General features: G+C 61.6%; 16 protein-coding genes. All 16 read right to left on the reverse strand.

Features of this window, described 5'->3' with window-relative positions; all coding sequences use genetic code 11:
- Window positions 1-3: 3 nt before the first annotated feature.
- On the reverse strand, window positions 4-1,365 hold the full coding sequence (locus GNZ13_RS29515; protein ID WP_172171161.1) for a TldD/PmbA family protein: 1,362 nt from the start codon (window positions 1,363-1,365) through the stop codon (window positions 4-6).
- The gene (locus GNZ13_RS29520; protein ID WP_172171163.1) at window positions 1,365-2,801 is read right to left on the reverse strand and encodes a TldD/PmbA family protein; all 1,437 of its coding nucleotides are present in this window, start codon (window positions 2,799-2,801) and stop codon (window positions 1,365-1,367) included. Before GNZ13_RS29520 ends, GNZ13_RS29515 begins: the two co-directional genes overlap by 1 nt.
- Window positions 2,794-4,455: an ABC transporter ATP-binding protein gene (locus tag GNZ13_RS29525; protein WP_172171165.1), complete on the reverse strand. Its 1,662-nt coding sequence runs from the start codon at window positions 4,453-4,455 to the stop codon at window positions 2,794-2,796. Before GNZ13_RS29525 ends, GNZ13_RS29520 begins: the two co-directional genes overlap by 8 nt.
- Window positions 4,452-5,567, reverse strand: coding sequence for an ABC transporter permease (locus tag GNZ13_RS29530; protein ID WP_172171167.1), 1,116 nt, complete (start codon window positions 5,565-5,567; stop codon window positions 4,452-4,454). The genes GNZ13_RS29525 and GNZ13_RS29530 overlap by 4 nt, the downstream gene beginning before the upstream one ends.
- Window positions 5,521-6,573 (reverse strand): microcin C ABC transporter permease YejB, encoded by a 1,053-nt coding sequence (locus tag GNZ13_RS29535; protein WP_172171180.1) that lies wholly within the window; start codon window positions 6,571-6,573, stop codon window positions 5,521-5,523. The genes GNZ13_RS29530 and GNZ13_RS29535 overlap by 47 nt, the downstream gene beginning before the upstream one ends.
- Window positions 6,574-6,581: 8 nt before the next feature.
- On the reverse strand, window positions 6,582-8,423 hold the full coding sequence (locus tag GNZ13_RS29540) for an extracellular solute-binding protein (protein WP_236002248.1): 1,842 nt from the start codon (window positions 8,421-8,423) through the stop codon (window positions 6,582-6,584).
- Window positions 8,424-8,770: 347 nt separating this feature from the next.
- Window positions 8,771-11,545: a TonB-dependent receptor gene (locus GNZ13_RS29545; RefSeq protein ID WP_172171182.1), complete on the reverse strand. Its 2,775-nt coding sequence runs from the start codon at window positions 11,543-11,545 to the stop codon at window positions 8,771-8,773.
- Between the two features lie 380 nt (window positions 11,546-11,925).
- Window positions 11,926-12,501 (reverse strand): helix-turn-helix domain-containing protein, encoded by a 576-nt coding sequence (locus GNZ13_RS29550; protein ID WP_172171184.1) that lies wholly within the window; start codon window positions 12,499-12,501, stop codon window positions 11,926-11,928.
- 132 nt (window positions 12,502-12,633) lie between these two features.
- On the reverse strand, window positions 12,634-13,839 hold the full coding sequence (locus tag GNZ13_RS29555; protein WP_172171186.1) for a tetratricopeptide repeat protein: 1,206 nt from the start codon (window positions 13,837-13,839) through the stop codon (window positions 12,634-12,636).
- A 9-nt stretch (window positions 13,840-13,848) separates the two neighbouring features.
- Window positions 13,849-14,280, reverse strand: coding sequence for an ExbD/TolR family protein (locus tag GNZ13_RS29560; protein WP_172171188.1), 432 nt, complete (start codon window positions 14,278-14,280; stop codon window positions 13,849-13,851).
- Between the two features lie 11 nt (window positions 14,281-14,291).
- Complete coding sequence (locus GNZ13_RS29565) at window positions 14,292-14,714, reverse strand: ExbD/TolR family protein (RefSeq protein ID WP_046566007.1); 423 nt, start codon at window positions 14,712-14,714, stop codon at window positions 14,292-14,294.
- A 12-nt stretch (window positions 14,715-14,726) separates the two neighbouring features.
- Window positions 14,727-15,632, reverse strand: coding sequence for a MotA/TolQ/ExbB proton channel family protein (locus GNZ13_RS29570; protein ID WP_172171190.1), 906 nt, complete (start codon window positions 15,630-15,632; stop codon window positions 14,727-14,729).
- A gap of 77 nt (window positions 15,633-15,709) precedes the next feature.
- Complete coding sequence (locus tag GNZ13_RS29575) at window positions 15,710-16,372, reverse strand: energy transducer TonB (protein ID WP_172171198.1); 663 nt, start codon at window positions 16,370-16,372, stop codon at window positions 15,710-15,712.
- Between the two features lie 1,017 nt (window positions 16,373-17,389).
- A complete protein-coding gene (uvrA, locus tag GNZ13_RS29580; RefSeq protein WP_172171192.1) occupies window positions 17,390-23,296 on the reverse strand; it encodes an excinuclease ABC subunit UvrA in 5,907 nt (1,968 codons plus the stop codon).
- A gap of 356 nt (window positions 23,297-23,652) precedes the next feature.
- Window positions 23,653-25,164, reverse strand: coding sequence for a cysteate racemase (gene cuyB / locus GNZ13_RS29585; RefSeq protein WP_172171194.1), 1,512 nt, complete (start codon window positions 25,162-25,164; stop codon window positions 23,653-23,655).
- A 105-nt stretch (window positions 25,165-25,269) separates the two neighbouring features.
- The coding region (locus GNZ13_RS29590; RefSeq protein ID WP_328807319.1) for an MFS transporter at window positions 25,270-25,859 on the reverse strand (590 nt) is incomplete at its 5' end.

Genomic DNA, 25,859 nt, shown 5'->3' on the forward strand with positions numbered 1-25,859 from the left:
GGCTCATAACGTCAATTCGAATGACCTCGCGAGGATGCCGGGCAATTGCATGCCACCCGTGGCGCGCTCGCCCCATGTCGAGTCGCTCAATAGCAATTCCGCTTGCGAGCCGAGTTGTTCGAGTTCGCTGCCGAGCAGACGGTACAAGCTGTCGTCGAAACGCATAGCTTCAAGCGGCGCGACGATTTGCCCGTTCTCGACCCAGAAGGTCGCGAAGCGCGTCATGCCGGTCAGGCGGCAATTCATCCGGTCCGAGAAATTCACGTACCAGAGATTGCCGATGTAGAGACCGGTATCGAGTTTCGCCAGCACGTCCTCTTCCAGCAGATCGCCCCCTTGCATCGAAAGCGCCGCCGGCGACTCGTTCGCCAGCGCACCGTTGGGCGTCAAACCGTACTCGCGCGCGCTGCGTGCATTGGTGAGGCGTTCGGCACTGCGGCCGGCCTGGATCAACGGGACGCTTTCGCGCAGGTAGCCGTCGTCGTTGAAGCCGGGTGTAATGCCGAGATTCAGATCTTCGCTGATCGTGACGCGCGGGTCGACTACGATTTCTCCCACATGCAGCTTGTACAACTCGCTGCGCGAACTCGCCTGGGCGCGTGCCGAGAAACCGGACCATGCCGTCACGCTGAGCAGTTCAGCAAGCGCTTCGGGCGCCAGATACGAGCGATAACGCCCCGGCGCCAATGTGCGCGGCGTGCGCGCGAGCACGGACAGACGCGCTGCGGCCTGCTCGACCTTGCGTGCGAAAACAGCATCGCTCCAGTCGTCGCCGGCGTAAGTCGTTTTGATCGCGCGGCCGCTCGGGTCGTAGAGCGACCAGCTGAAATTGAAGTTATCGACTTCGTACCAGCCACGGCTGCCGCTCGTCGACGCAAACCCGCGCACGATCGTGCCGCCCGCGTAAAAGCCCACGAAATCCAGTCCTTGCGCGCATTCGGCAACGGTGCGCAACAAGCTGTCCGGCTCCGGCAGCTTGCCCGAACGTTGCGTGGCGCGCTGCCATTTCGACGTGTCGAACAACAGATGCGGATCGTCCGCCGCACCGCGCAGGCTTTCGCGCAAGGTGGCGAGCGCCGCGCTCACGGCGTCCAGATCCTGTTGCAGATCGCCGCAGACGGTCAGCGTCGAATAGGCCTGGCGCGCGCCGTCGATCAAACGCAAGGTCAGCTTGCCTTGCGACACGCTGCCGATCTGCCGCACCTTGCCCAAGTTGAAACGGATAAAGTCGGACTGCTCACCGGCGAATGAACTCAGCGTGGTTTCCGCGCCTTGCTGCAAGCGTTCAATGGCGTCGTCCAGCGACGTGAAATGCTGGTGCCAGTCGATCGACTTAGTGGCGCGCGAGGACATGAATTGGCTCATCAAGCGCCTCCGAACACGTCGATGTTGCTGAACACACAAGCCGGCGAGGCGTGGCCGACGCGAATAATCTGTGCCGGTTCGCCCTTGCCGCACATGGACGTGCCATACACCTCGCGCGTATCCGCGTTCCCCACCGCGCTCAGGCTGCGCCAGAAATTCGCCGAGATGCCACGGTAATTCGGCTGTTTGACGACCTGAGTGAGCTTGCCGTTTTCGATCAGTTGACCGAACTCGCAGCCGAACTGAAATTTGTTGCGATGGTCGTCAATCGACCAGGACGTATTAGTGCGCATCAGAATGCCGTGTTCGATGTTGCCGATCATCTGCTCCAGCGAACTCTCGCCGGGTTCGATGTTCAGATTCGCCATCCGGTCGATCGGTGGGCGATTCCAGTTCGACGCGCGCGAATTCGCCACGCCGGCCATATGCGCGCGTTGCTGCGAAAGCGCGCCGCCGAGCGGACGTTCGAGCACGCCGTCGCGGATCAGGTATTGCTTTTGCGCTTCAGTGCCGTCGTCGTCGAATGCGTACGCGGCGGCCTCCTCGCGCAATTCCGGGTCGAAGGTCACATTCAGCAGTTCCGAACCGTAGCGGTACGAGCCGAACATGTCTTTCTTGACGAAGCTCCAGCCCGCAAAGTTGCGCTCGTCGCCGAGAATGCGATCGAGTTCGAGCGGATGGCCGATCGATTCGTGAATCTGCAGCATCATCTGATCGGGCATCAGCAGCAAATCGCGCTTGCCTGACGGGCAATTCGGCGCGGCCAGCAATTGCAGCGCTTCATTGGCGACACGTGCACCCGAGCCGTCGAAGCCGAAGCGCCCCAGCACTTCCATGCCGCCCTGCCCCAGGGTGCCGTAGTTGCCGCCGAGGGTACGCACTTGCGTATCGCCGTCCGCGTGGGCGGCCACGCTCAATTGCGGCATCACGAACTGGAACCGCTGATCGATCCGCACGCCGTCGCCGGTGATATAGAGCTGATCGGTATGCGTGATCTGCACGGCCGCGACGCGTTCGACAATGCGCGCATCGAGATTCGCGCCCGCGCATTCCACGCTCAGGCGGTCTAACCATTCGGCGCGGCTCGGCAACGCACGCTGCGCATTCGGCGACACATAGTGCCCGCTCACGGCGGGGCGCGCCACCTCGCGATGGTCGATCAACGACAAGGCCGCGCTCGCTTCAGCGCGGGCCGTGGCGAGATCCAGCGCTTGCTGCAAGCCGGCGGCACTCAGATTCGCGGTCGCCGCATAGCCGGCTCCCGCGCCCACCCATGCGATCAGCATCGCGCCACGATCCCGGACCGTGCGCATCGGTTGTGCGATGTCGTTGCGGATCTCGTGATCGTCGATCTGTTCGTCGACAATGCGCAGCGACCAGAACGACGCGCGGCTCGTAAGCGACCGGGCGGCTTGCGCCCAACGTTCGTCAATCATTAGCGGTTCCCGTGGGAGTCTCCGTTGCACGCGCCGGCGACATGATCAGCGACGACGCGAGCAACGACTGGGTATAAGGATGCGAGGGCGCGTGCAACACATCGAGTGTGTCGCCAGCTTCGACTATGCGTCCTGACTTCATCACGATCACGCGATGCGCCATGGCTCGCATCACCGCCAGATCGTGCGTAATGAACAGATAGCTTAGCTTGTACTTTTTCTGCAGATTTGTCAGCAGATTCAGCACCTGTTTCTGGATCGATACGTCGAGTGCACTGGTCGGTTCATCGAGCACCAGCAATTCCGGCTCGACCGCCAAGGCGCGCGCAATCGCAATACGCTGGCGCTGGCCGCCGGAAAACTCGTGCGGATAGCGCAGCATGGCGTCGGCTGGCATTCCAACCTCTTCCAGCAGGCCGCCGATGCGTGCGCGCCGCGCCTTTGCGTCCATGTCGGGCTGATGCATGGTCAGGCCTTCGCCGATGATCTGCTCCACCGTCATGCGTGGCGACAACGAGCCGAACGGGTCCTGAAACACGACTTGCATGCGCGAGTACAAAGCCCGGCGGGAACGCGCGGTTTTCAGCGTGGCAAGCGGCAAACCGTCGATATGGATATGACCGGCAGCCGGTTGCTGCAAGCCGAGTACGGTTGCCGCCAGCGTCGATTTGCCCGACCCCGATTCGCCGACGATGCCGAGCGTTTCACCGCGCCGCACGCTTAGGTCAACGTCATGCACCGCGCGAAAGGTGGAGCGCCCGAACATGGAACGCCAGCCTTTCGCGGACGTGCAGTAGTCGACGGCGAGTCCCTGTACTTCGAGCAAGCGCCGCGCATCCGGCTCCACCGGCTCCACTGCGCGTTGCGGCTCGCTGTCCAGCAGGCGTTGGGTGTAGGGATGCTGTGGGTTGGAGAATAACGCTTCGGTCGTATTGGTTTCGACCAGCACGCCCTTCTCCATCACCGCGACGCGCTGCGCGAAGCGCTTCACCAGATTCAGGTCATGCGTGATCAGCAGCACGGCCATGCCACGCTCTGCCGCTTCCTGCTCCTGCAATGCGATCAATAGATCGACGATCTGCTGACGCACGGTGACGTCGAGCGCGGTGGTCGGTTCGTCGGCAAGCAGCAGGCGTGGCCGGCACGCCAGCGCCATCGCGATCATCGCGCGCTGCCGCTGGCCGCCGGACAGTTGATGCGGAAAACTGTCGATGCGCCGTTCCGGCTCAGGAATGCCGGTGCGCCTGAGCAACTCGATGCCGCGCTGGCGCGCCGCATTCGGCCGCAAGCCCTCATGCAGGCGCAAACTTTCGGCGATCTGCTTGCCGATCGTGAAGAGCGGATTGAGCGCCGTCATCGGTTCCTGAAACACCATCGCCACGTCGGCGCCACGCAGGCCGCGCATCTGTTGCTCAGTTTTCTGCAGCAGATCGTCGCCGTCGAGCAATATGCGGCCGCTCAGATCGGCATGCTCGACGAGGCGCAGAATCGACAACGCGGTGACGCTCTTGCCGGAGCCCGATTCGCCGACCAGGGCGACGCGCTCACCGCGCGCGATCGAGAGGCTGAGTTCATGCACCGCGATCTTGTCGCCGAAACGCACGGAGAAGCGATCGATTTCCAGTAACGGCCGGTTGAGTTTGGCTACGCTCATCGCGGACCTCCGCCGAACGCCGAGCCGCGTTTGCGAGTGTCGAGCGCATTGCGCAACGCGTCGCCCATAAAGGTCAACAGCAGCAACGTAATGACCAATGCGGCAAAAGCCGAAATCGAAATCCACCAGGCGTCGAGGTTGTTCTTACCTTCCTGAAGCAATTCGCCGAGGCTCGGCGTGGGTGGCGGTACTCCCAGCCCCAGGAAATCGAGACTGGTCAGCGACAGAATCGCCGCGCTCATGCGGAACGGCAGAAACGTGATCACCGGCGTCAGGCTATTCGGCAGCACATGGCGCCACATGATCTGCCAGTTCGAGAGGCCCATGGTGCGTGCCGCCCTCACATAATCCAGCGAGCGGTTACGCAGGAATTCAGCGCGTACGTAGTCGGAGAGCACGAGCCAGCCGAACATCGATAGAAGAATAAAGAGCAACCATAGCGTCGGTTCGAAGATCGACGCGAAGATGATCAGCAGGTACAAGTCAGGCATCGAACTCCATATTTCGATCAGACGCTGGCCGATCAGATCGGTGCGTCCGCCGTAGAAGCCCTGCACCGCGCCCGTCAATACGCCGATCAGGACGCCGGATACCGTGAGCGCGAGCGCCATCAGCACCGAGAGCCGGAAACCGTATAGCAGCCGCGCAAGCACGTCGCGGCCGTACTGGTCCGTACCGAGCCAGTTGCTCCTGGTAGGCGGCGCCGGGTATGGATGCGCGGCGAAGTAGTCGATCGTGTCGTAGTGGAAATGATTCGGCGGATAGATTGCAAAGTTGCCGTTCGATTCGAGCCGCGAACGGATATACGGATCGAGGTAATTCGCACGAGCCGGGAAATCGCCGCCGAAAATCTTCTCCGAATAGTCCTTTGCGATCGGAAAGTAATAGTGCCCGTCGTAACGGACGATCAACGGACGATCGTTGGACAACACTTCGCCGAACAGGCTGATAACGAACAGCGATACGAAGATCACGAGGCTCCAGTAACCGAGCCGCTGCCGCCTGAAGCGCAGCCATGTGCGCCGCCAGGGAGACGGCGACGCCACGTGCGCCGCACCGGACAGCTCAGCGGTCCAGGCGGTTGAATTGGATGCGGGGGTCGACGAGGACATAGCAGACGTCAGCAATGAGTTTGGTTACGAGGGCGATCAGCGTGAATAGAAACAGCGAACCGAGCACGACCGGATAGTCACGGCGAATCACCGAGTCATACGAAAGTTGGCCCATGCCGTCGAGCGAGAACAGGGTTTCAATCAACAGATTGCCGTTCAGAAAGGCGCCGACGAAAGCCGCCGGCAAACCGGTCAGCAACGGAATCGCGGCATTGCGCAGCACGTGTTTCCACAGCACGTCGCGCTCCGGCGCGCCCTTGGCGCGTGCAGTCAAGACGTATTGACGTCCTATCTCCTCGAGGAAAGTATTCTTGGTCAGGATCGTGACGATCGCGAAGTTGCCCACCACTGAAGCCGTGACCGGCAGCACGATGTGCCACAGGTAATCGAGCAGCTTGCCGAAGGCACTGAGGTCGTTGAAGTTGTCCGAGGTTAGGCCGCGCATCGGGAACACCTGCCAGAAGGTGCCGCCGCCGAACAGCATCAGCAACAGCACGCCGAGCACGAAACCAGGAATCGCATAGCCTGCGAGCACCAGTACGCTGGTTACGGTATCGAAGCGCGAGCCATTGCGCACTGCTTTCGCAATGCCCAACGGCACCGATATCAGATATGTGAGCATCACCGTCCATAAGCCGAGCGTGATCGACACCGGCAGCTTCGATTTGATGACTTCCCACACGCTGTCATGCTGATAGTAGGACTGCCCGAGATCGAAGGTCGCGTAGCGCTTGAGCATCAGGATGTAGCGCTCGAGCGGTGGTTTGTCGAAGCCGAACTGCTTCTTGATCTGCTCGATCTGTTGCGGATCGACACCCTGGCTGCCGTGATAGCCACCGCCCCCCGACCCCGCCTCTCCGCCACGGCCAACGCCGTGGCGGAGTTGCGTCATCACCTGTTCGACCGGCCCACCCGGCACGAACTGCGTGACGACAAAGGTCAGCGTGACCACGCCGAGCAGCGTCGGCACCATCAACAGCAATCGTCGGAGAATGTAGGCAAGCATGCTGTTCCTCAGTGGGCCGCGGCCGTGGTTGAACCCGCGGATTGCGCGGCCGGGAGTTTCTGTGTCGCTTGTGCCGCCTGTGCGCCCGGCGCTTTCGCGTACCAGTAGTCGACGACCCAGTCTTCGTACAGGTAGGAATTCGGCACGACTTTCGGAAAGCCGAGGGTGGTCTTGTAGCCGATGCGCGCCCCCGGTGCATAGTACTCGGGCACGAGATAAAACGAATAGATCAGCACGCGATCCAGCGCGCGGGTCGCGGCTTCCAGATCGTCGAGATTGGCGGCGGAGAGCGCGGAGTGAATCAGCGAGTCGACCGCCTTGGAGCGAATCCCCGTGTAGTTTTCGGAGCCGACCTGGGTGGCGGCCGCACTGCCGAAGCGGCGCGTCAATTCGGCACCCGGAATCGTGACCGGCGCATAGATGAAGGTGGTCATGTCGTACTCGAAATTATCCAGACGCTTCTCGTACAACGCGCTGTCGATCTCGCGCATATGGGCCTGAATGCCGAGCATGTCGAGCGCCTGCATATACGGCAGGATCAGACGATCCATGCCGGGCTGGTCGTCCATGATCTCGATTGTCATCGGCGTACCGTTGGCGTCGCGCAATGCACCGTCGCGATAATGCCAGCCGGCCTGCGCCAGCAGATCGCGCGCAACGCGCAGATTGCCGCGCAAGGAATTCGGTGGAATCGTGTCGGGTTGTTTGAGCATCGGACCGAACACTTCAGGCGGCACGCTGTCACGCAAGGGTTCGAGCAGCGCCAGTTCCTTCGGCCCCGGCATGCCGGTCGCGCCGAACGGACTGGCTTCAAAATAGCTATGGGTGCGCCGGTATTGACCATAGAACATCATCCGGTTCATCCAGTCGTAGTCGAGTGCCAGCGTCAGGGCATGACGCACGCGCGGGTCCTGGAACATCGGCTTGCGCATATTCATCAGCATGCCCTGCATCTGCGCCGGGCCGTCGGCGAATTCGCCCTTCTTCAGCAGTCCGTTGTCGAAGTTCTTGCCGACATATTTGCGCGCCCACTGCGTCGCGCTGTATTCGACGATGACGTCCGCATCGCCCGCTTTGAAGGCTTCGAGTTGCGTGTAATGGTCGCGATACAGATTGAAGGTGATGCGCTCGAAACGGAACATGCCGCGTCGCGACGGCAGATTCGCCGCCCAGTAGTCAGGATTGCGACGATAGGTGATCTGCTTGTCGTTTTTGCGGCCCTCGATCAGATAGGCGCCGCTGCTGATCGGAGGCGTGGAAGAGATCTGGTCGAATGGCGGACGCTTGCCGTTGGGCTGCATCCCCCACTTCGGCGAGAAGATCGGCAGATCGCCGGCGATCAGCGGAGCATCGCGTTCCTGATGTTTGAAGTCGAAGCGGATCGTGCTTTTATCGATCACCGTCGCGCTTTTGATCACCGAGAATTGTGCGTTGAAAAGCGGCGACGCCTGCGGACTCGTCAACGTGTCGTACGAATATTTGACGTCGGCGGCGGTGATCGGGTCGCCGTTCGAAAAGCGGGCGGCGGGATTGATACGGAACGTCGCTGACATCAGATCCGGCGCGACTTCGACATCGTCGGCGATCAGCGGATATTCGGAGGCCAGTTCGTCCCAGCTACGCTGCATCAGCGTATCGAACATCAGATTTTGGATGTCGGGCGCAGGCGCGCCGCGCACCAGAAACGGGTTTAGCGAATCGTAGGTCTGCAACTCGCTATAGTTTTCGAAACTGAGCGAGCCGTTGGCCGGTGCGTCTGGATTCGCATAGTCGAAATGCGTGAAATCGGCGGGATATTTCGGCTGGTCGTACTGTGAAATCGACGGCTTCGCATGCGCCGCCATCGGCATCGCTCCGCAGACCGCTAATAGGCCAGGCGCAGCGGCAATGGCGAACGAGATGCTCGCGGCGCGGCGCACTGCGCCGAGCAAACATCCAATCGCGTCGTGCAGGCGCAGCAGTGCGGAATTCATCATTCTTTTCATCAGCCCATACAGTGCGCACCGGCTCGTGACCTGCGCGCGATTCGTCCTGCGGCACGAGTACAGCCTGTTGGCTTTACCGGCGCACGCTGGCCCATTGCGACGACAGGCAGCCTGCGCCGCCGTACGAAGAGTCGCCGCTTAAAGCACACCGCTCCGGTTCCTTGCACGAACGGAACCGGAGCGGTCCTTCCATCAGATCAACTACTGGGACATCAGAACTTGTACGTTGCGCCGACCTGCGCGAAGCGGCCAATGTACGTGTATATCGACTGATCATAGCCGTTCTGATTCAACGTGCCATTCGCAAAGATCGGATCGTACGGCGGCGTACGGTTGAAGATATTGTCGATACCGCCGTAGATTGTCCAGTGCTTGAACCCCGTGTACGTCATCATCAGGTTGAACTGGCTATAGGATCCCACCTTGTTTGGCTGGGCGAACAGATTTTGCGCGTACGGACCCGTGAACTGCCACGTCAACGCTGCGTCGAACTTGTGGTACGTCCAGTCCAGGGTGGTGTTGCCTTTCCAGCGCGGGAAGCTGCCGCCGAACGGTTGCGTGAGGGTGAAGTTGTTACCCGCGCCGTTCACCGGCGCTGCACCCGGGAAGCCGAGCTTGAAGCTGTTCACGTAAGCCCAGTCAGCCGACAAGGTGAACGTACCCGCAGCCTTCGTCGGGAGCGCCTGGCGGAACGTGCCTTCGAAGCCGTTCGTGTCGAGGTACCCGAGATTCTGGTACGGGATGACCTTGTAGAGCAACGCGCCCGATGTCGGGTCGGTGACAACCTGCGAAGGCGCGCCTTGGCCGATCACGTGATCGACGCGAATCTTGTACCAGTCGAAGCCGACATCGGTTGTACGGGTCGGTGACAGCTCGAAGCCGATGTTGAAGTTACGCGTGCGCTCCGCCGCCAGGTTCGGATTACCCTCCGTGATCGAGGTGTAGTTCTGACCGGTGGCCGGGTCAACCTGGATGCCCATCGTCTGCGACTTGCTGTCCTCAACGAACGTCGGCGCGCGGAAGCCACGGTTGTACGAGGTGTACATCGTGAGCGCCTGAACCGGCTGATAGCGCAGCGCGAAGCGCGGCGAGAACGCACCGCCGACATCGCTGTAGTGGTCGTAACGACCCGACTGGCTGAATGTCAGGTTACGCACGATCGGAATGTCCACCTGGTAGTACACGGCTGCAACGTTGCGCTGGCCGTTCACCGTCTGGAGATTCGGATTGACGACCAGGCCCTGTTCGAATGCCCCACCCGGCGTGAGCACTTCGCTCTGGTGCGTGAACTGCGCACCGAACCCGAGACCCACGTCGCCTGCCGGCAGATGGAAGAGCTCCGGCGTCGACAGCGTCGCGTCAATGGTATCGAGCTTCGAGATACCGAGATTGTCCGCGTCCATGTACAGCCCGTTGAATCCGTTGGGCGTAGCCGCCGGATTCGCGAAATTCAGCGTCCCGTTCTGGTAAATGTTGTTCAGCGCGGTGGTGTTCAGCTGGTTCGTGTAGGTGTTCGCGACCGTGCTTTGGGAGTGGCTGATCGACGTCGCCCAATCCCAATCACCGTTCGGCAAGTCGAACGAGCCCTTGACGCCCGTGGACGCGCGCCAGTAGGTGGCGTACGTCTTTTCCGCGATCGTGTTCGGGAACGCATACGTGAGCGGCGTGGCAGCGCCGAACGGGTTGTACGGGTTGCTTGCCGGCACAACCGTGTTAAACGGGCTAAGCAGCTTTGTCTGCGGGTTCCACACGAGTGTGGGGTTCTGCGGATTGCCCACCACGTTGCCCCACAGACCGTCGTTGGTCGTGGTCGTGTTGCTGCTGATCAGGAAGTCCCCGAATGCGGTCGTCTTATCGTTGATCTTGAAGTCAGCATGAAGCTTCGCGTTCAGACGCTCGGTCAGCGGCGCGATGGACGTGCCTTCCGCAGTGTTGAAGGCGCAGACAGTGCCCGGCAATCCCGCCGTCAGCGAATTGGTGGCTGCAGGATGCACCGAACCGCCGGACGGACAGTTGCTCAACGCCTGCACGCCGCCGCCGCCGGGCAAGGTCCAGTACGACGGCGCGAGTAGCGAAAAGCCGCCCGGCTGATTGGTGAAGTCCTGATTGCGGGTCGAGTCGCGGTCTGCGAGCGTGAAGCCGTTCGACTTGTAGTAGCTCGCGGCAGCCGTCACATTGAAGCGATCGGAGTTGAGATCGCCGTAGCCGCCGATCACGCCGATTTTGGTCGTGCCGGCACCGCCGCCGCCGTTGATGGCGCTGCCGTAGCTACCGTCGACTTGCACCCCCTGGAAGTCGTGCTTCGTGATGATGTTGACCACGCCCGCGATGGCGTCCGAGCCGTATTGCGACACGGCACCGGTCTTCACGATTTCGATGCGATCGATGGAGTTCAACGGCAGCGTGTTCAGGTCGAAAAAGGAGTCGACGCTGTTCGAGAAGAACGCGAACGGCGCAACGCGCTGTCCATCCACCATCACCAGTGTGTATTTTTCGCTGAGGCCGCGCAGGGCGATACCCGCAGCGCCCGCCGCAAAGTTGCCGGACTGGCCTTCGCTCCAGCTATTAGCCGAGTTGGCCGAGGTGTAGCGCAGAAAATCGGCGACAGTCGTGGCGCCGCTATTCAGAATGTCTTTCTGCGTAACCGTCTGAACCTGGTTGAAGCCGACCTTGTCCGAGCTGCGAATCAGCGAACCGGTCACTTCGAACTTCTTCAGTTGCTGGACACCTTTGCCAGTCGGCGTCGCAGTGTTGTTGTCCGCTGACGGTGTTGCGGCCGTGGCCGATGCCGGAGCTGACGGTGTTGCGGCCGTGCCCGATGCCGGAACAGCAGCCGCTGCCGGCGTGCTCTCCGTCGTTGCGCCTGCCGCGGCTCCGGTGGCGGCCGGCTGGCTTTGCGCAAACGCCGGTACGGCGATTGCGGCCGACAACGCCAGTTCAGCCCAGATTATTCTTTTGATGGCCAGCGCCAATGCCCTTTGTTTCATTTTTCCCCTTCCCGCTCGTCAATAAGGCCACTGCTGTGTGTGAAGAGAGGTCTTATGAACCTCTCCACTCGATATACGGCGATCTTGCGCCGCGCTCCGTTAAAGCTGATCCGCCCTTCCAATACCCGGCAAACCGGTCAACAGCGCACCGAATTGCAAATACAGATAGGAAGACGGGACACTTCAGATACTTCAATATCGGACTACTTATTTATTACAAACGAAATGCGCAGCGCTTTCCAATTGTTTTCACTTCTACTGCTTCGGGCTCTGGTTATGGGGGCAAGGCACTCCTCACCCTATCAATTCCTGAACCAACATTAAGCAATGCTTACAAATATCGAGTGACTGCTTTCAGCGAAAGCACAGAGCAAAGGCACTTAAAACAATCTGGGCGTGCCCACCCACACGACCACCGCTTCTTCGCGGGCGGTATTGCACCAGGCGTGAGGCACAGTGGACTCGTAATGCGCGGTGTCACCAGCTTGCAATACGAACGTTGTACCTTCTAACGTCAGCGATATCTGGCCGCTCATTACGTACAAGAACTCTTCCCCTGCATGCGTCGTGATTTCCGATGGATTCTGTCCCACCGGCATCTTGACGAGAATCACTTCCAGCTTGCTGCCGACCGACAGGTTCGTCAGCCGTCCAAAAAGATTCGCGGTTCCGTCGAACCCGAAGTACTTCAGTTCATTGCCCCTGCGTACCGACTTGTCTTCGGTTGGCGTGTCGACGAAGTACTGCACCGTCACACCCAAAGCTCGCGCAATGCCTACTAGCGATGTAATCGAAGGCGTTGCATGACCCCGTTCCACCTGCGACAAAAAGGGCTTGGAAATTCCCGCTGTTGTTGCCACTTCATCCAGCGTGCGCTTGAGTCGTTGGCGAAGCGCGCGGATTTTGCTTCCTATCGAAACTGCGACCTGTGCCTTGTTATCGAGTGGCAAAACCATAGCAAGACAGAATCCCGTAGTCAAAATTAGTTTGATGAGACTAAACTATGTTTCATTGAGTGCAACATCCTCCCTAGGACACGCGCGATAGAGGCGCTTCGCAAAGTGGGACATATCGGGAACAGGATGCCGTTACTTCGACGCCACCAGCACCCACAAACGGGCGAGGTCGGCCGAACCGTCAGTACCCTTCACCGCGCGGAAGGTTTGCACTGCACGAGCTTTATCGCCCGCCATGTAGTACGCCTCGCCGAGATGCAGTTGCGCCTGGTCCGGGTGATCGATTCCGCCCTTCGCGATCGCTGCGTCCATGGCTGTCAGACCCTGCTTGGCCTGCCCCGCGAAGACCTGGTTGAAGCCGATGTTGACCGGCGCGACGGGGTTCGCAGGATCGGCTGGCGCTTGCGCCCGTTTCGCGGCGAGCGCCTGCAGCCGCTTCTCGCGATCCGCTTGCGCATCGTGGCCCAGAACGCCTGACGCAAAGCCTTGATCGATGACCTGTTTGCCTTCGGCCGTGGTGCCGGCCACGATCGCAAGCTGCGTCATCTCCATGTAGTCGTCGGCGGTGCTGAGCGAACCGGTCGCACGGCGCAGGCGGTAGGTGTCGATATCGAGCGCCGACGAATAGCCGGGCTTGTTGCGAATTGCGTTGAACAGATCGTCCCAGTACGACTGCTTCGGATGATAGGCAACCAGCTTTTCGAGCGTGCTGCGGTACGTCGCATCATCTTTCACGCGTTGCGCGCACGTGCCGAGCAATTGCAGTTGCGACTCGTCGGGTGCATGACCGGCACGCGCTTGCGCATCGACGGTCGGCTTGAGCAGGCTCACCACATTGCCGCAATCGTTTGACAGGTAGTATGACTGCACAAGCAAAATGCGCATGTCGGGATCGCCGCCGCCTGCCTTCAGATAGCGCTGCGCGATCTTTGCAGACTGTGCGTAGTTTTTCTGCTGGAAGTAGATGCCTGCAAGCGCCGCGGTAGTGCGTTGCTCGTCAGCACCGGTCAGGCGTCCTGAACCCAGCAAGGTTTCGTAGGCCTGAGCGGCCACACCGGATTCGCCGGCCGCCGCTGCCGCGGCGCCGCGCATCTCCTGAATCATGTAGCTTTCATAGGGCGTTTTGCCCGGCACGGCGTCGGCCTGATCTATCTTCGTCAACGCATCCTTGTACTTGTGCGCGCGATACAGATCCTGCGCGGCGTTCAGCGGCTTCGCCACATCCGGCCGCAAGGTGTCGGCAGCTTGAGACGTGACCGGCAGCACGACGAGCGCGGACAGCCCTCCGATAGCGGCCGCAATGACGGCGCGCTTGAACCGTTGATGGATCGTTAGCATTCCACTTCCCTATTGCATGTACTGCTCGTTGCCGATCAGGCCGATCTTCGTCGCGCCCAGTCGCTGCGCGGACGCCATCACCTCCGCGACATCCTTGTACGGCACCAGCTTGTTAGGCCGCAGGTGGATTTCCGCCTGAACCGGTTCGGCCGCCACCTGCGCAAGCCTGGACTCGAGCGCCGCGCGGTCCGGCACCGGCTGGCCGTTCCAGGTCGTGGTGCCGTCGAAGTCGATATCGATCTGCACCACTTCTGGCTGCGTTATCGGCGGCGGCGGATTGCCGACCGGCAAGTTCATCTTGATGGCATGCGTCTGAATCGGAATCGTGATGATCAACATGATCAGCAACACCAGCATCACGTCAATCAGCGGCGTGGTGTTGATATCGACCATCACATCCGGTTCAGAACTGCTGCCGCCCGACGATACGTTCATTCCCATGATCGCCTCTCTTAGCCGCCGCGCGCGGGCGGCTCAGTAATAAACGAAACCTTGGCGATACCAGCGCGCTCGCACTCGGTAATGACCCGGCCGATGAATTCATAACGCGTGCTCTGATCACCGCGAACGTGCACTTCCGGTTGCGGCGTCATGACCGACACGGTTTTCAGGCGTGCCAGCAGCGTAGGCGCATCCACCTGCTTCTCGTTCCAGAAGAAATCGCCGTCGCGGTTGACCGCAATGACGATACTTTTGGGCGTGGTCTGCAGTGGCTGGATCGTCTCCTTCGGCAGTTGCACCGGCACCGTATGCGTCACCACCGGAATCGTGATCAGAAAGATGATCAGCAGAACCAGCATCACATCGACGAGCGGCGTGGTGTTGATACTGGAGATGACCTCGTCGTTGTCGTCCTGCCCAACGCTCATAGCCATGACGGACTCCGCTTATTGGACCAGCGATGCTGCACGAGCCGAACCGCGTGCCGAGCGACGGCTGCCGGCGAGCAAGACGGTGTGCAGTTGTGCGCCGAACGCACGAACACGCTCCATCACCGACTTGTTGCGGCGAACCAGGAAGTTGTAGCCGAGCACCGCCGGCACAGCCACCGCAAGGCCGATCGCAGTCATGATCAGCGCTTCACCCACCGGGCCAGCGACCTTGTCGATCGAAGCCTGGCCGGCGATACCGATTGCCGTCAGCGCGTGATAAATCCCCCACACCGTGCCGAACAGACCGACGAACGGCGCTGTCGAGCCGACCGTGCCGAGGAAAGCCAGACCGTCCTGCAGACGATTCGACACGTTGGTGATAGCGCGCTCGACCGAGGTATCGATCCACGTGTTGCGGTCGACGGCTTCGAGCAGTGCTTCGTCATGATGCTCGCCTGCCTCGATGGCCGTTTCGGCGATGAAGCGGAACGGCGAGGCTTCGTCGAGCAGCTTCGCACCTTCGACCAGCGACGGCGCAGTCCACAGTTGTTCGTCGGCACTCTTCGCACGACGGTTCGCGCGGAACTGCTCGAAGAACTTGGTGATCATGATGTACCAGCTGCCCATCGACATGAGCACCAGCAGAATCAGCACGAAGCGGGCGACGAAATCGCCGTTCTTCCAGAGCGCGCCGAGACCGTACGGGTTATTGACGGTTTCGGACGTGGCCGGCTGCGGCGGCGGCACGGCTTCGTCAGTGGCCGAGCCGGCCGTTTGCGGTGCGGCGGTGGCGGGCGCCGCAGCCGACGCGGCGGCGTCGCTAGCTTGCGCGTGGGCCATTTGGGGTGCCACAAAGGTATCCACCGTGGTTACGGCGAACAACATGGTTGCCGCCAATGCGGCGAGAGTACGCTTCTTCATGCCTGCTCCAAGTTCATTAGTACAACTTCTAAACTAAGACTGATAAATCGCTACCGGTACCGAACAGCCTGTGGGTTTCAGTTCAGGTTAAACGAGAACGGAACTTGCACACGGACAGCCTGGCCTTGGGAAACGCACGTGAACTGCTTGACCGCGTTGAAGGCTGCGCGATCGAGTGAGGAATCGTCAGCCGACTTGGCGACGCGTTCATTCGTAATATGGCCCTGCGGATCGACTACGAATTCAATCAGCACATCACCCGTCACGTTGTTCTCCTGCGCTTCCTTCGGGTAGCGAATCGACGAACGGACCTGATCCGAGTTCGGGCACACAACGCCTACTTCCGCACTTACGGGCTTGCTCGGCGCGGGAGGCGCCGGCGGTGCGGCCGCCACGGCGGGTGCCGATACGACCGGTGCGGACTGGTGCGTGATGGTCGGCTGGGGCGGCGTTTGCACCTGCACTTCCGGCGGCGGCACGAACGGCGGCGGCGGCGGTGCGAACTTCGGCGGCGGCAATTGCACGGTGGGCAACGGCGGCGGCGGAGGTGGCTTTACCGGCTCGATGATTTTCGTTTCGATAGGATGCTGGATGACCTGCACGACCTTGGTGGCAAGGCCATTGATGAGTGCGTAGATCAGCACGATGTGCAGGAGCAGAACAACTGCGATACCGCCGAAGCGGCGTACTGGGTTTTGCTGCTTGCGCCCAAACTCACGCGGGCGTCCTGGCCTCTGCATACGGGCCGTTGCTGCCGGAAATTGCCCTTCGACTTTCGTACCCACCTTTACTCCTCCGGCGTGAACCGTTCATTTCTGTAACTGCAGCGCGCTTACATACGGCAACCAACGTTCACTTCAGACCATCACACTCATCGCCCATGCCTTTGATTTGCAGTCCAAAATTTGTGCCATAAGGCCCAACCCTGGTGCAATGGCACGGATACGGCTGTGAGACGCCAAGGCGGCACTTCACACTAGCCGAACGCTCATCTAAGTAGAACTACTAATAGATTAAATTCGACCCGCTCATTTCCGTCTGGCATGAACAGCTGGAGACAATTTGATCGAAGCGCGCTGCGGCTTCTGAACTTTTTGCGCGATTGTCACCTGCGTTTCATGGGAGGCAACAATAGCAGGACAAAAAATACGGGGTCAAACTTTTTTTGATGAGAGCATACTAAGTTTAGAGAGAACACTCTAACTTGTGCCGTATTCGCGTCGCTTTAAAAGAATAAGCGTGTGTCGAACAGATGCGAGCGCGCCTTTCGCGGCTCGCAAATTGGGACGCAGCCGCTATTGCGGCCTTTCATGGGACGCCATGAACGGTCGACGGATCGCTGGCGGTACGTGGCGCAAAAGCCCGACGCGCGGGCCTTCGCGAGGGTTGCATGGCAACCGGGGCGGATCGCGAACAGATCGTCCAACGTGGACGATGGAGCGCCGACCCAAGGGCCGACGTCGACGGCGAGAAGATAGCAGAAGGAAAACAGCGTTTGAAACTCTTTTTCGCGGTATTTACGACACTCTAAATGCGTATTTCAATTACACCATTTTTGCAATTACAAACTCATTCTAAATAATTACATATTGCCGACAACGCCGGTAATGCCCGGCTTTGACATGCCGGGCACCCCTCGACAACACGTTCATGGCATTCAAGTGGTAGTGGACTGCGAGTAACCCGAACGCGTGTGGCTCTCCAGACTGAGCGACCAGGACGGAGCGACGCAGCGTCCGTTGCGCCGCTCCACTGCCTCAACCGTTGGTTCCTTCGCCCGCGATCACTGCCGTGTCGTTCTGTGTTCGCGCGAGCACGGAACGCAACGCCGCACCGGTGTGGCTGGCGGCGATGCCGGACAGTCCTTCGGGATCCGTAGCGGCGACAATCGTTCCGCCACCCACGCCACCTTCCGGACCGAGATCGATGATCCAGTCCGCCTCGGCAATCACGTCGAGATCGTGCTCGATGACGACAACGCTATGGCCGCCATCCGCGAGACGATGCAGCACGCGAATCAGCTTGGCAACGTCTGCCATGTGCAAGCCGACGGTCGGTTCGTCCAGCACGTACAGCGTGTGAGGCGGCTTCTGACCACGCCGCGTGATGTCGTCACGCACCTTGCTCAGCTCGGTGACGAGCTTGATACGCTGCGCTTCGCCGCCCGACAACGTAGGCGACGGTTGCCCAAGCGTCAGGTAACCGAGCCCGACATCTTTCATCAATTGCAAGGGATGCGCGATGTTCGAAATCGGCGCGAAGAACTCGACGGCTTCATCGATTTCCATGGTCAGCACGTCGCCGATATTCTTGCCGCGCCACGTGACCGCGAGCGTCTCCGGGTTGAAGCGCTGCCCGTGGCAAACGTCGCACGGCACCTTCACGTCGGGCAGGAAGCTCATGCCGATAGTGCGCACGCCCTGCCCTTCGCACGCCGGGCAACGTCCTTCGCCCGTGTTGAACGAGAAACGCGATGCGGTATAGCCACGCGCGCGTGCTTCGAGCGTGCCGGCGAACAACTTGCGGATCGCATCCCACACGCCGATGTAGGTTGCCGGACAGGACCGCGGTGTTTTGCCGATCGGTGTCTGATCGACCTCGAGCACACGGTCGATGGTTTCCCAGCCGGTGATCGAATCGCACCCCTGCCATGCATGCGTGACGTTCAGCGGCGCACGCGGCGCCGTGCGCGCCAACACGCTCGAACGCCGGTTCGCCGCCGGCTGGGTCTCGGCCGCCGCACGCGCACGCCGGGTGGCCGGCGACGACAGCACCGAGCGCCCCACCGCATCCAGCAAATTGGCCATCAGCACGTCGCGGGCGAGCGTCGACTTGCCCGAACCGCTCACCCCCGTCACCGCCACCAGCCGTGAAAGCGGAATGCCGACGGTGACGTTCTGCAGGTTGTGCAGCTTGCCGCCATGCACCGTCAGCCAGTTCTCCGGCACCGCCACTGCGCGTTTGCTCGCCGCAACCACTTCGCGGCGCGATTGCAATGGATGCACGATCGGATGGGCGAGGAATTGCCCGGTCAGCGAATCGGGTTGCGCCGACAGGTCGGCCACGCTGCCCTGCGCGACCAGCGTGCCGCCGCGCTTGCCCGCGCCCGGCCCGATGTCGATGATGTGATCAGCACGCCGAATCGTGTCTTCGTCATGCTCGACCACCACCAGCGTATTGCCCTTTTCCCCCAGCTTGCGCAAGGCATTGAGCAGAATCTGGTTGTCGCGCGGATGCAGGCCGATGGTCGGTTCGTCGAGCACGTAGCACACGCCTTGCAGGTTGCTGCCCAGTTGTGCGGCGAGCCGGATGCGCTGCGCTTCGCCGCCCGACAGGCTCGGCGCCGCGCGATCGAGACTCAGATAGCCAAGCCCGACTTCCTCCAGAAATTGCAGGCGGCTGCCGATTTCGCTGACCACGTCGCGCGCGATTTCCGCGTCCCGACCGGTCATCTCCAACGTGTCGATCCACGCGCGCGTATCGGACACGGTCCATTGCGCGACGTCGACGATGGCCTGCTCGCCGAACGTAACCGCGCGCGCGGTTGGGTTCAGACGCGTGCCGGCGCAATCCGCACACGGCTCGTCGACAAGACCTTCCGGCTCCTGCTCCTCGGAAGGCAAGCTCTGCTCGCGGCCGCGGTTGTCGTCGACGATCACCGTGTCGTCGTACGCCGCGCGTTGTTCGCGCGTCAATGCGAGGCCCGTGCCGACGCACGTGGTGCACCAGCCATGCTTGCTGTTGTATGAGAACATGCGCGGGTCGAGTTCGGGATAACTCGTGCCGCATACCGGGCAGGCGCGCTTGGTGGACAGGACCTTTATCGCGCCGACTTTCGCCGTGGGGCGACCGCCGTTGATCGCGTCGTGCAAACCGTCGAGCGGCGCCAGCAGATGCATGACGCCCTTGCCGATTTCCAGCGTCTGGTCGAGCGCCTGGCGCAGTTCCGCTTCGTTATCCGGCGACACGACGAGGTCGGTCACCGGCAACTCGATGGTGTGCTCGCGGAAACGATCGAGCTTCGGCCACGGGTCCACCGGCACGAACTCGCCGTCCACACGCAGATGCGTATTGCCGCGCGCTTTCGCCCACTTGGCGAGATCGGTATAGACGCCCTTGCGGTTCACAACCAGCGGCGCGAGGAAACCGACGTGCTCCCCTTTGTGATCGCGCAGCAATTGCGCCGCTATCGATTCGACGCTTTGCGACGTGACCGGCGTGCCGTCGTGGATGCAATGTTGCAGACCGAGCTTCACATACAGCAGGCGTAGGAAATGCCACACTTCGGACGTGGTCGCCACGGTACTCTTGCGGCCGCCGCGCGACAAACGCTGTTCGATCGCGACCGTGGGCGGAATGCCATACACCGCGTCGACCTCGGGCCGCCCAGCCGGCTGCACGATGGAACGTGCGTACGCGTTGAGCGATTCGAGGTAACGGCGCTGCCCTTCGTGGAACAGAATGTCGAAGGCCAGCGTGGACTTGCCCGAACCGGACACGCCGGTAATCACGTTGAATTTGCCGTGCGGGATGTCCACGTCCAGCGCTTTCAGATTGTGTTCGCGCGCATTGACGATGCGCACCACGTCCTCGCCTTCGATTGCCCGCCGCGCACGCGCCGCGCTCAACGCCTTTTGCAGCGGAATGCCCTGCGACGCCGGTTCGGCCGCTGCGTTCATGGCGCGGTCGTATTGCAGCAGCGCCTCACCGGTATGCGATTCCGGGCACAGTTTGACGTCTTCCGGCGTGCCCGCGCACAGCACCCTGCCGCCACCGTCACCGCCTTCAGGACCGAGGTCGATCAACCAGTCGGCCGCACGGATCACGTCGAGATTGTGTTCGATCACGATCAGCGAATGTCCGCTCGCCAGCAGTTTGCCGAACGCCTGCATCAGCTTGGCAATGTCGTCGAAATGCAGGCCGGTGGTCGGCTCGTCGAACATGAACAGGCGTTTTGCGACCGGCTGCTTCGCGCTGCGCGCGGTGCGCGCCTGCGCCGATTCCGCGAGAAAGCCGGCCAGCTTGAGCCGCTGCGCTTCGCCGCCGGATAGCGTGGGAACCGGCTGGCCCAGCTTCACGTATTCGAGACCCACGTCGACGATCGGCTGCAGCACGCGCAATACTTCGGCATCCTTCGCGAAGTAGGCGGTGGCTTCGCTCACCGTCAATTCCAGCACGTCGGCGATGCTCAAAGCACGCGCCGGCTCGCCGCGTTCGATTTTCACTTCGAGCAGTTCTGCGCGATAGCGGCGCCCATCGCAATCCGGGCAGCGCAGGTAGACGTCGCTCAGGAACTGCATTTCAATGTGTTCGAAGCCCGAGCCGCCACAGGTCGGGCAGCGCCCGTCGCCGGAGTTGAAGCTGAACATGCCAGGGCCGTAACCGCGTTGCTGCGCGAGCGGCGCCTTGGCGAAGAGCTTGCGGATTTCGTCGAATGCGCCGACGTAGCTGGCCGGATTCGAGCGCGCGGTCTTGCCGATCGGCGACTGGTCGACGAATACGACGTCAGTGACCTGGTCGGCGCCCGTCAGGCTCGTGAATGCGCCTGGCGATTCGGTGGCGAGACCGAAGTGCCGCGCCATGGCCGGATACAAAACGTCCTGCAACAAGGTGGACTTGCCGGAGCCCGACACGCCGGTCACGCAGACGAGGCGCTGCAGCGGAATCTCGACCGTGACGTCGCGCAGATTATGTTCGGTTGCGCCTTCGAGCACGATGCGCGGCGTGCTGTCATTCACCGGACGTTGCGACCAGTGCGCGGCATCCGCCACATGCCGTTGACCGCCCAGGTACTGGCCGGTCAACGTGCCGGACGAACGGATTGCCTCAGGCGCCCCGTCGTAAATAATCGAGCCACCTCGCTCGCCCGGCCCTGGGCCCATGTCGATCAGACGATCCGCCGCGAGCATCACCGAGGGATCGTGTTCGACCACCACCAGCGTATTGCCCGCGTCGCGCAGCCGATGCATCGCCTCGACGATCCGGTTCAGATCGCGCGGATGCAGGCCGATGCTGGGCTCGTCGAGCACGAACAGGGTTTTGGTCAGCGACGTGCCGAGCGCCGTGGTCAGGTTGATCCGCTGCACCTCGCCGCCCGACAGCGTGCGGCTTTGCCGGTCGAGCGTGAGATAGCCGAGGCCGACATCGCAGAGATATTTGAGGCGCGTGCGCACTTCGGCGAGCAACAGCTTGAGTGCGTCGTCAAGCAGTGCGCTCGGCAGGCTGATCTCGTCGAAGAAACGCCGGATGCGCTCGATCGGCATCAGCATCAGGTCGTGCACGGTCAGACCCGGCAGGGCTTCGAGTTGCGCGCGTTGCCATTCGACGCCACGCGGCATGAAGCGCTTTTCGGGTGCCAGCACCTCGTCCGCATTCTGCTTGCTGCCGAGGCGCCATAACAGCGATTCCGTTTTCAGACGCGCGCCGCCACAGGTCTCGCATGGCGTATAGCTGCGGTATTTCGACAGCAGCACGCGGATGTGCATCTTGTACGCTTTCGATTCGAGATATTCAAAGAAGCGTTTGACGCCGTACCAATGGCTTTGCCACTTGCCGTTCCAGTCCGGCGAGCCGTTGATGACCCAGTCGCGCTCGGCGTCTGTCAGCTCGCCCCAAGGCGTGCCGCGGCGGATATCGGCTTTCGCCGCATACCGCATCAGGTCGTCCTGGCACTCCTTCCAGGCGGGCGTTTGCATTGGCTTGATTGCGCCATCGCGCAGCGTCTTGCGCACGTCGGGAATCACCAGACCGAGGTCGACGCCGATCACGCGGCCGAAGCCGCGGCAGACTTCGCACGCACCATAAGCTGAGTTGAACGAGAACAGCGCCGGCTGCGGATCCGCATAGCGCAGGTCGCTCTCCGGGCTGTGCAGGCCGGTAGAGAAACGCCAGATTTGCGGCTCGGGAGGATTCGTATCGAGCGGCGCGTCTGGTGCAGCAGGCGCGTCTGGCGCGGCAGGCAGCACGTAGATGTTGACGCGGCCGCCACCGCGCTTGAGCGATGCCTCGATGGCTTCGACCACGCGCTGTTTGTCGACCGAGCGCAAGCGGAAGCGGTCGGCCACCACGTCGAGCAGCTTGCGCTTGCCGGTGGGCGAATCGACTTCGCGCTGCGCCTGCACGCGTGTGTAGCCGCTCGCGGACAGCCATTGCTCCACTTCCTGCTCGGAGGCCGTCTCCGGCAACTCGACCGGAAACGTGACGACCAGCCGCGGTTCATGTTCCGCGGTGCGCTCGAGCAGCTCGGCGTAGATCGTTTCGGGCGTGTCGTGGCGCACCTGCTGCGCGGTCTTGCGATCGAACAGTTCGGCCGCGCGCGCGTAGAGCAGCTTCAGGTGATCGTTGAGTTCCGTCATGGTGCCGACGGTGGAACGCGAACTGCGCACCGGGTTGGTCTGGTCGATCGCGATGGCGGGCGGCACGCCGTCGACCCGGTCGACTTGCGGCCGGTCCATCCGGTCGAGAAACTGCCGGGCGTAGGCGCTGAAGGTTTCGACGTAGCGCCGCTGCCCTTCTGCGTATAAGGTGTCGAACACGAGGCTCGATTTGCCGGAACCGGACGGCCCGGTGACGACCGTCATTTCGCCGGTTCGTACGTCGAGATCGACGTTCTTCAGGTTGTGCTGGCGCGCGCCGCGAATGCGGATAATTCCGTTAGATGCCAATTTTTCCGACCGTCTGAATGAGTGGACCACCTCTCACGGACGCCTCGCGACCGCGCAAGTTCGGGACACCCGGCTGGCGGGAAGACGCGCCGAAGACCGGGTTGTAGCGGGATACTATACTGTATATTTATACAGTTTTCCATGACACAGCACGGTTGCGCTTTCGCAGCGCTGCGGGCCATGAATGGCGACACTGAGCGCGTCCCGATCGGCCAACCAGCAAGCGTTGTGCCGTTTCGGGAGGGAGCGCGCAGCGCTCAGGAAGTGGCGACGAAGGGTGGGAATTGCAAGGCTTCCCCGCGCGGCGCCGCGCACGAGGCTGTTCTAGCCGGGGCTTGCCGGGTCTGGCCGCGGGTCTAGCCGTATACGCTTTCCACGCTAAGCCGGCCCGTTGCCGGCGCCGCCGCTTCCGCCGCGGCCTGCGTTGCTCCGCTTTCGCCCAGCGCATAAGCCACGCAGCGTTTTGCCAACACCTCGGTTGGATCGACAAGCCGCACCGCCGGCCCGCCTGGCCGCGCCAGCGTCGAGTCGCGCAGCAGCAGCGGCAACTCGGTGCAGCCCAGCACGATGACCTGCACGCCTTGCGCGACCAGGTCATCCACCGCTGCGGCGACATCGTCGTAACACTCGCCTGACATGTAACCCGCCTTCGCGCCGCACGGTCCGTAAATCGCGTTCATGAGGCGGGTCTGCGCGGCCTCGGCCGGCGCGATCTGCACGAAGCCGCACGCTTCAAGTGCCTTCTCGTAGACCCGGCTCGCCAGCGTGCCCGAGGTGGCCAGCACGCCGACTTCACGCAGGCTCGGGAAGGCCTCGCGCAGATAATCGGCGGTACAGGTCAGCATATTGACGATCGGAATGGTCAACGACGGCTGAATCCGCTCGACGAACGCGTGCGCCGTATTGCACGGAATCGCGATGAGATCGGCGCCACCCTCTTCGAGCGTCTTGCAGGCGGCGTAGAGCGCGAGCGTCGGATCGTCGCCGTTGCCGAGCAGCGCTTCAGTGCGATCCGGAATCTGCGGATTCTGCTCGACCATCACCTTGAGGTGGTCCTGATCGCGCGCGGCCGGCGTGTTGCGCACCAGTTTCGCCATGAAATCGACAGTCGCCGCCGGGCCGACACCGCCCAGCACGCCCACCTTGAAACGCCGCTCCGGCTGCGCATATTGCGCCGCCGCGACGTAACGCGCGTAGACCAGATTGGTATCGACGAGGGGCACTTCCAGCGTGCCGAGCGCACGCGCCACCAAGGGGATTTCGGCGAGCCCGGGCACGATGATCTCCGCGCCTTGCGCAATGAGGTCCGCGCAAGCCGCGCGCAACAACTCGACTGGCCGGCCGGTCAGACGGCCGCTTTTGATGCCTTCGTCGCCGTATACGGCTCTCGTTACGCGATCGACGCCCCCTTCGTTACGCGGATGCAGCACATCGAACCGCGCACTGTCGAAATGGCGTTCGAAGAGACCGTTGGCGCGGATCGTGTCGGACGTCAGCACGCCAATGCGGCGGACCGACGGAAACGCTTGCCGCACATGCGCGAGGAGCGCAGCCATGATGTTGGCGATCGGCAAGGCCACGTTCGCCGAGAGTTCGTCGATGAAGGTGTGACTGAGGAAGCACGGCAGGACGATCGCGTCGACACCGCGTTTCTCGAAGGCGCGAATCGTGTCGAACACGTGGATCTTGAACGGCGCACTCGCCGCGTCTAGCGAAGCCGGTCCTGGCCACGATTGCTGCTCGAGGACGAAGTCGAATGGCTTGGCCGCGCCGGGACAGCGCCAGGCCGTGGTCATCCTGCTCAATACGTCGACGCTGGCGAGCGGCGACGCACCTGTCACTACACCCAGCGAACGATGACGATACATGATGGCTTCCCCCGTCGTTTTTCATATCGCCTTGATATTAGGACGCTTTGGGGGATTCCGGATGGTGTTAACCACGAAATAGCGGGTTTATGCCCAGCGAGGCGCTTAAACCTCGGCCACTTCGACAACACCTCGTGCCGCGCCTCGCTTACGGCGCTCCAACGTACTGATACAAACCAGCGAGACCCCGGCGAGGCAGCTATAAAACACGGCCAGCGGCCACCATGCTCCAGGATATCGATGCGCGAGCAACGTTCCGATCAAAGGCGTCAACCCGCCGGCCAGTGCAGCGCAGACCTGGTAAGACAAAGAAATAGCCGAATACCGGACTCTCACCGCGAACGCGGTCGACATAAACCCGGCCATCACGGCATAAGAACTCGACATGCACATCACCGCCAGCGCGATGCCGACCACAATCGCCACCGGCCGCCCGGTCGATACCAGCGCGAACATCGGATAAGGCGAAAGCATCGCCAACGCCGCCGCGCCCTTCAAAAACCTTCCGGTACCGATCCGTTGCGCGAACCACCCCGAACCCAGTTGCGTGAACAACTGAATAAACGCCACCACGAACAGACAATCGAGAATCAGCGAACGATCGAGGCCAAGCGTCTGCGTCGTGTAATTCAGCATGAACGTATTGACGAACCACGCACCGGCCACGCCGATCACATTCGCACCAAGACACAACA

It is taken from the genome of Paraburkholderia elongata, assembly GCF_013177735.1.
In the GTDB taxonomy this organism is placed as follows: Bacteria; Pseudomonadota; Gammaproteobacteria; order Burkholderiales; family Burkholderiaceae; genus Paraburkholderia; species Paraburkholderia elongata.

Coding starts and splice junctions, on each gene's coding strand:
- GNZ13_RS29560 (WP_172171188.1), bottom strand. CDS start 14,280: ATGGGAATGAACGTATCGTCGGGCGGCAGCAGTTCTGAACCGGATGTG.
- GNZ13_RS29575 (WP_172171198.1), bottom strand. CDS start 16,372: ATGCAGAGGCCAGGACGCCCGCGTGAGTTTGGGCGCAAGCAGCAAAAC.
- GNZ13_RS29555 (WP_172171186.1), bottom strand. CDS start 13,839: ATGCTAACGATCCATCAACGGTTCAAGCGCGCCGTCATTGCGGCCGCT.
- GNZ13_RS29550 (WP_172171184.1), bottom strand. CDS start 12,501: ATGGTTTTGCCACTCGATAACAAGGCACAGGTCGCAGTTTCGATAGGA.
- GNZ13_RS29545 (WP_172171182.1), bottom strand. CDS start 11,545: ATGAAACAAAGGGCATTGGCGCTGGCCATCAAAAGAATAATCTGGGCT.
- GNZ13_RS29535 (WP_172171180.1), bottom strand. CDS start 6,573: ATGCTTGCCTACATTCTCCGACGATTGCTGTTGATGGTGCCGACGCTG.
- GNZ13_RS29565 (WP_046566007.1), bottom strand. CDS start 14,714: ATGGCTATGAGCGTTGGGCAGGACGACAACGACGAGGTCATCTCCAGT.
- GNZ13_RS29530 (WP_172171167.1), bottom strand. CDS start 5,567: ATGTCCTCGTCGACCCCCGCATCCAATTCAACCGCCTGGACCGCTGAG.
- GNZ13_RS29525 (WP_172171165.1), bottom strand. CDS start 4,455: ATGAGCGTAGCCAAACTCAACCGGCCGTTACTGGAAATCGATCGCTTC.
- GNZ13_RS29520 (WP_172171163.1), bottom strand. CDS start 2,801: ATGATTGACGAACGTTGGGCGCAAGCCGCCCGGTCGCTTACGAGCCGC.
- GNZ13_RS29515 (WP_172171161.1), bottom strand. CDS start 1,365: ATGAGCCAATTCATGTCCTCGCGCGCCACTAAGTCGATCGACTGGCAC.
- GNZ13_RS29540 (WP_236002248.1), bottom strand. CDS start 8,423: ATGCCGATGGCGGCGCATGCGAAGCCGTCGATTTCACAGTACGACCAG.
- cuyB (WP_172171194.1), bottom strand. CDS start 25,164: ATGTATCGTCATCGTTCGCTGGGTGTAGTGACAGGTGCGTCGCCGCTC.
- GNZ13_RS29570 (WP_172171190.1), bottom strand. CDS start 15,632: ATGAAGAAGCGTACTCTCGCCGCATTGGCGGCAACCATGTTGTTCGCC.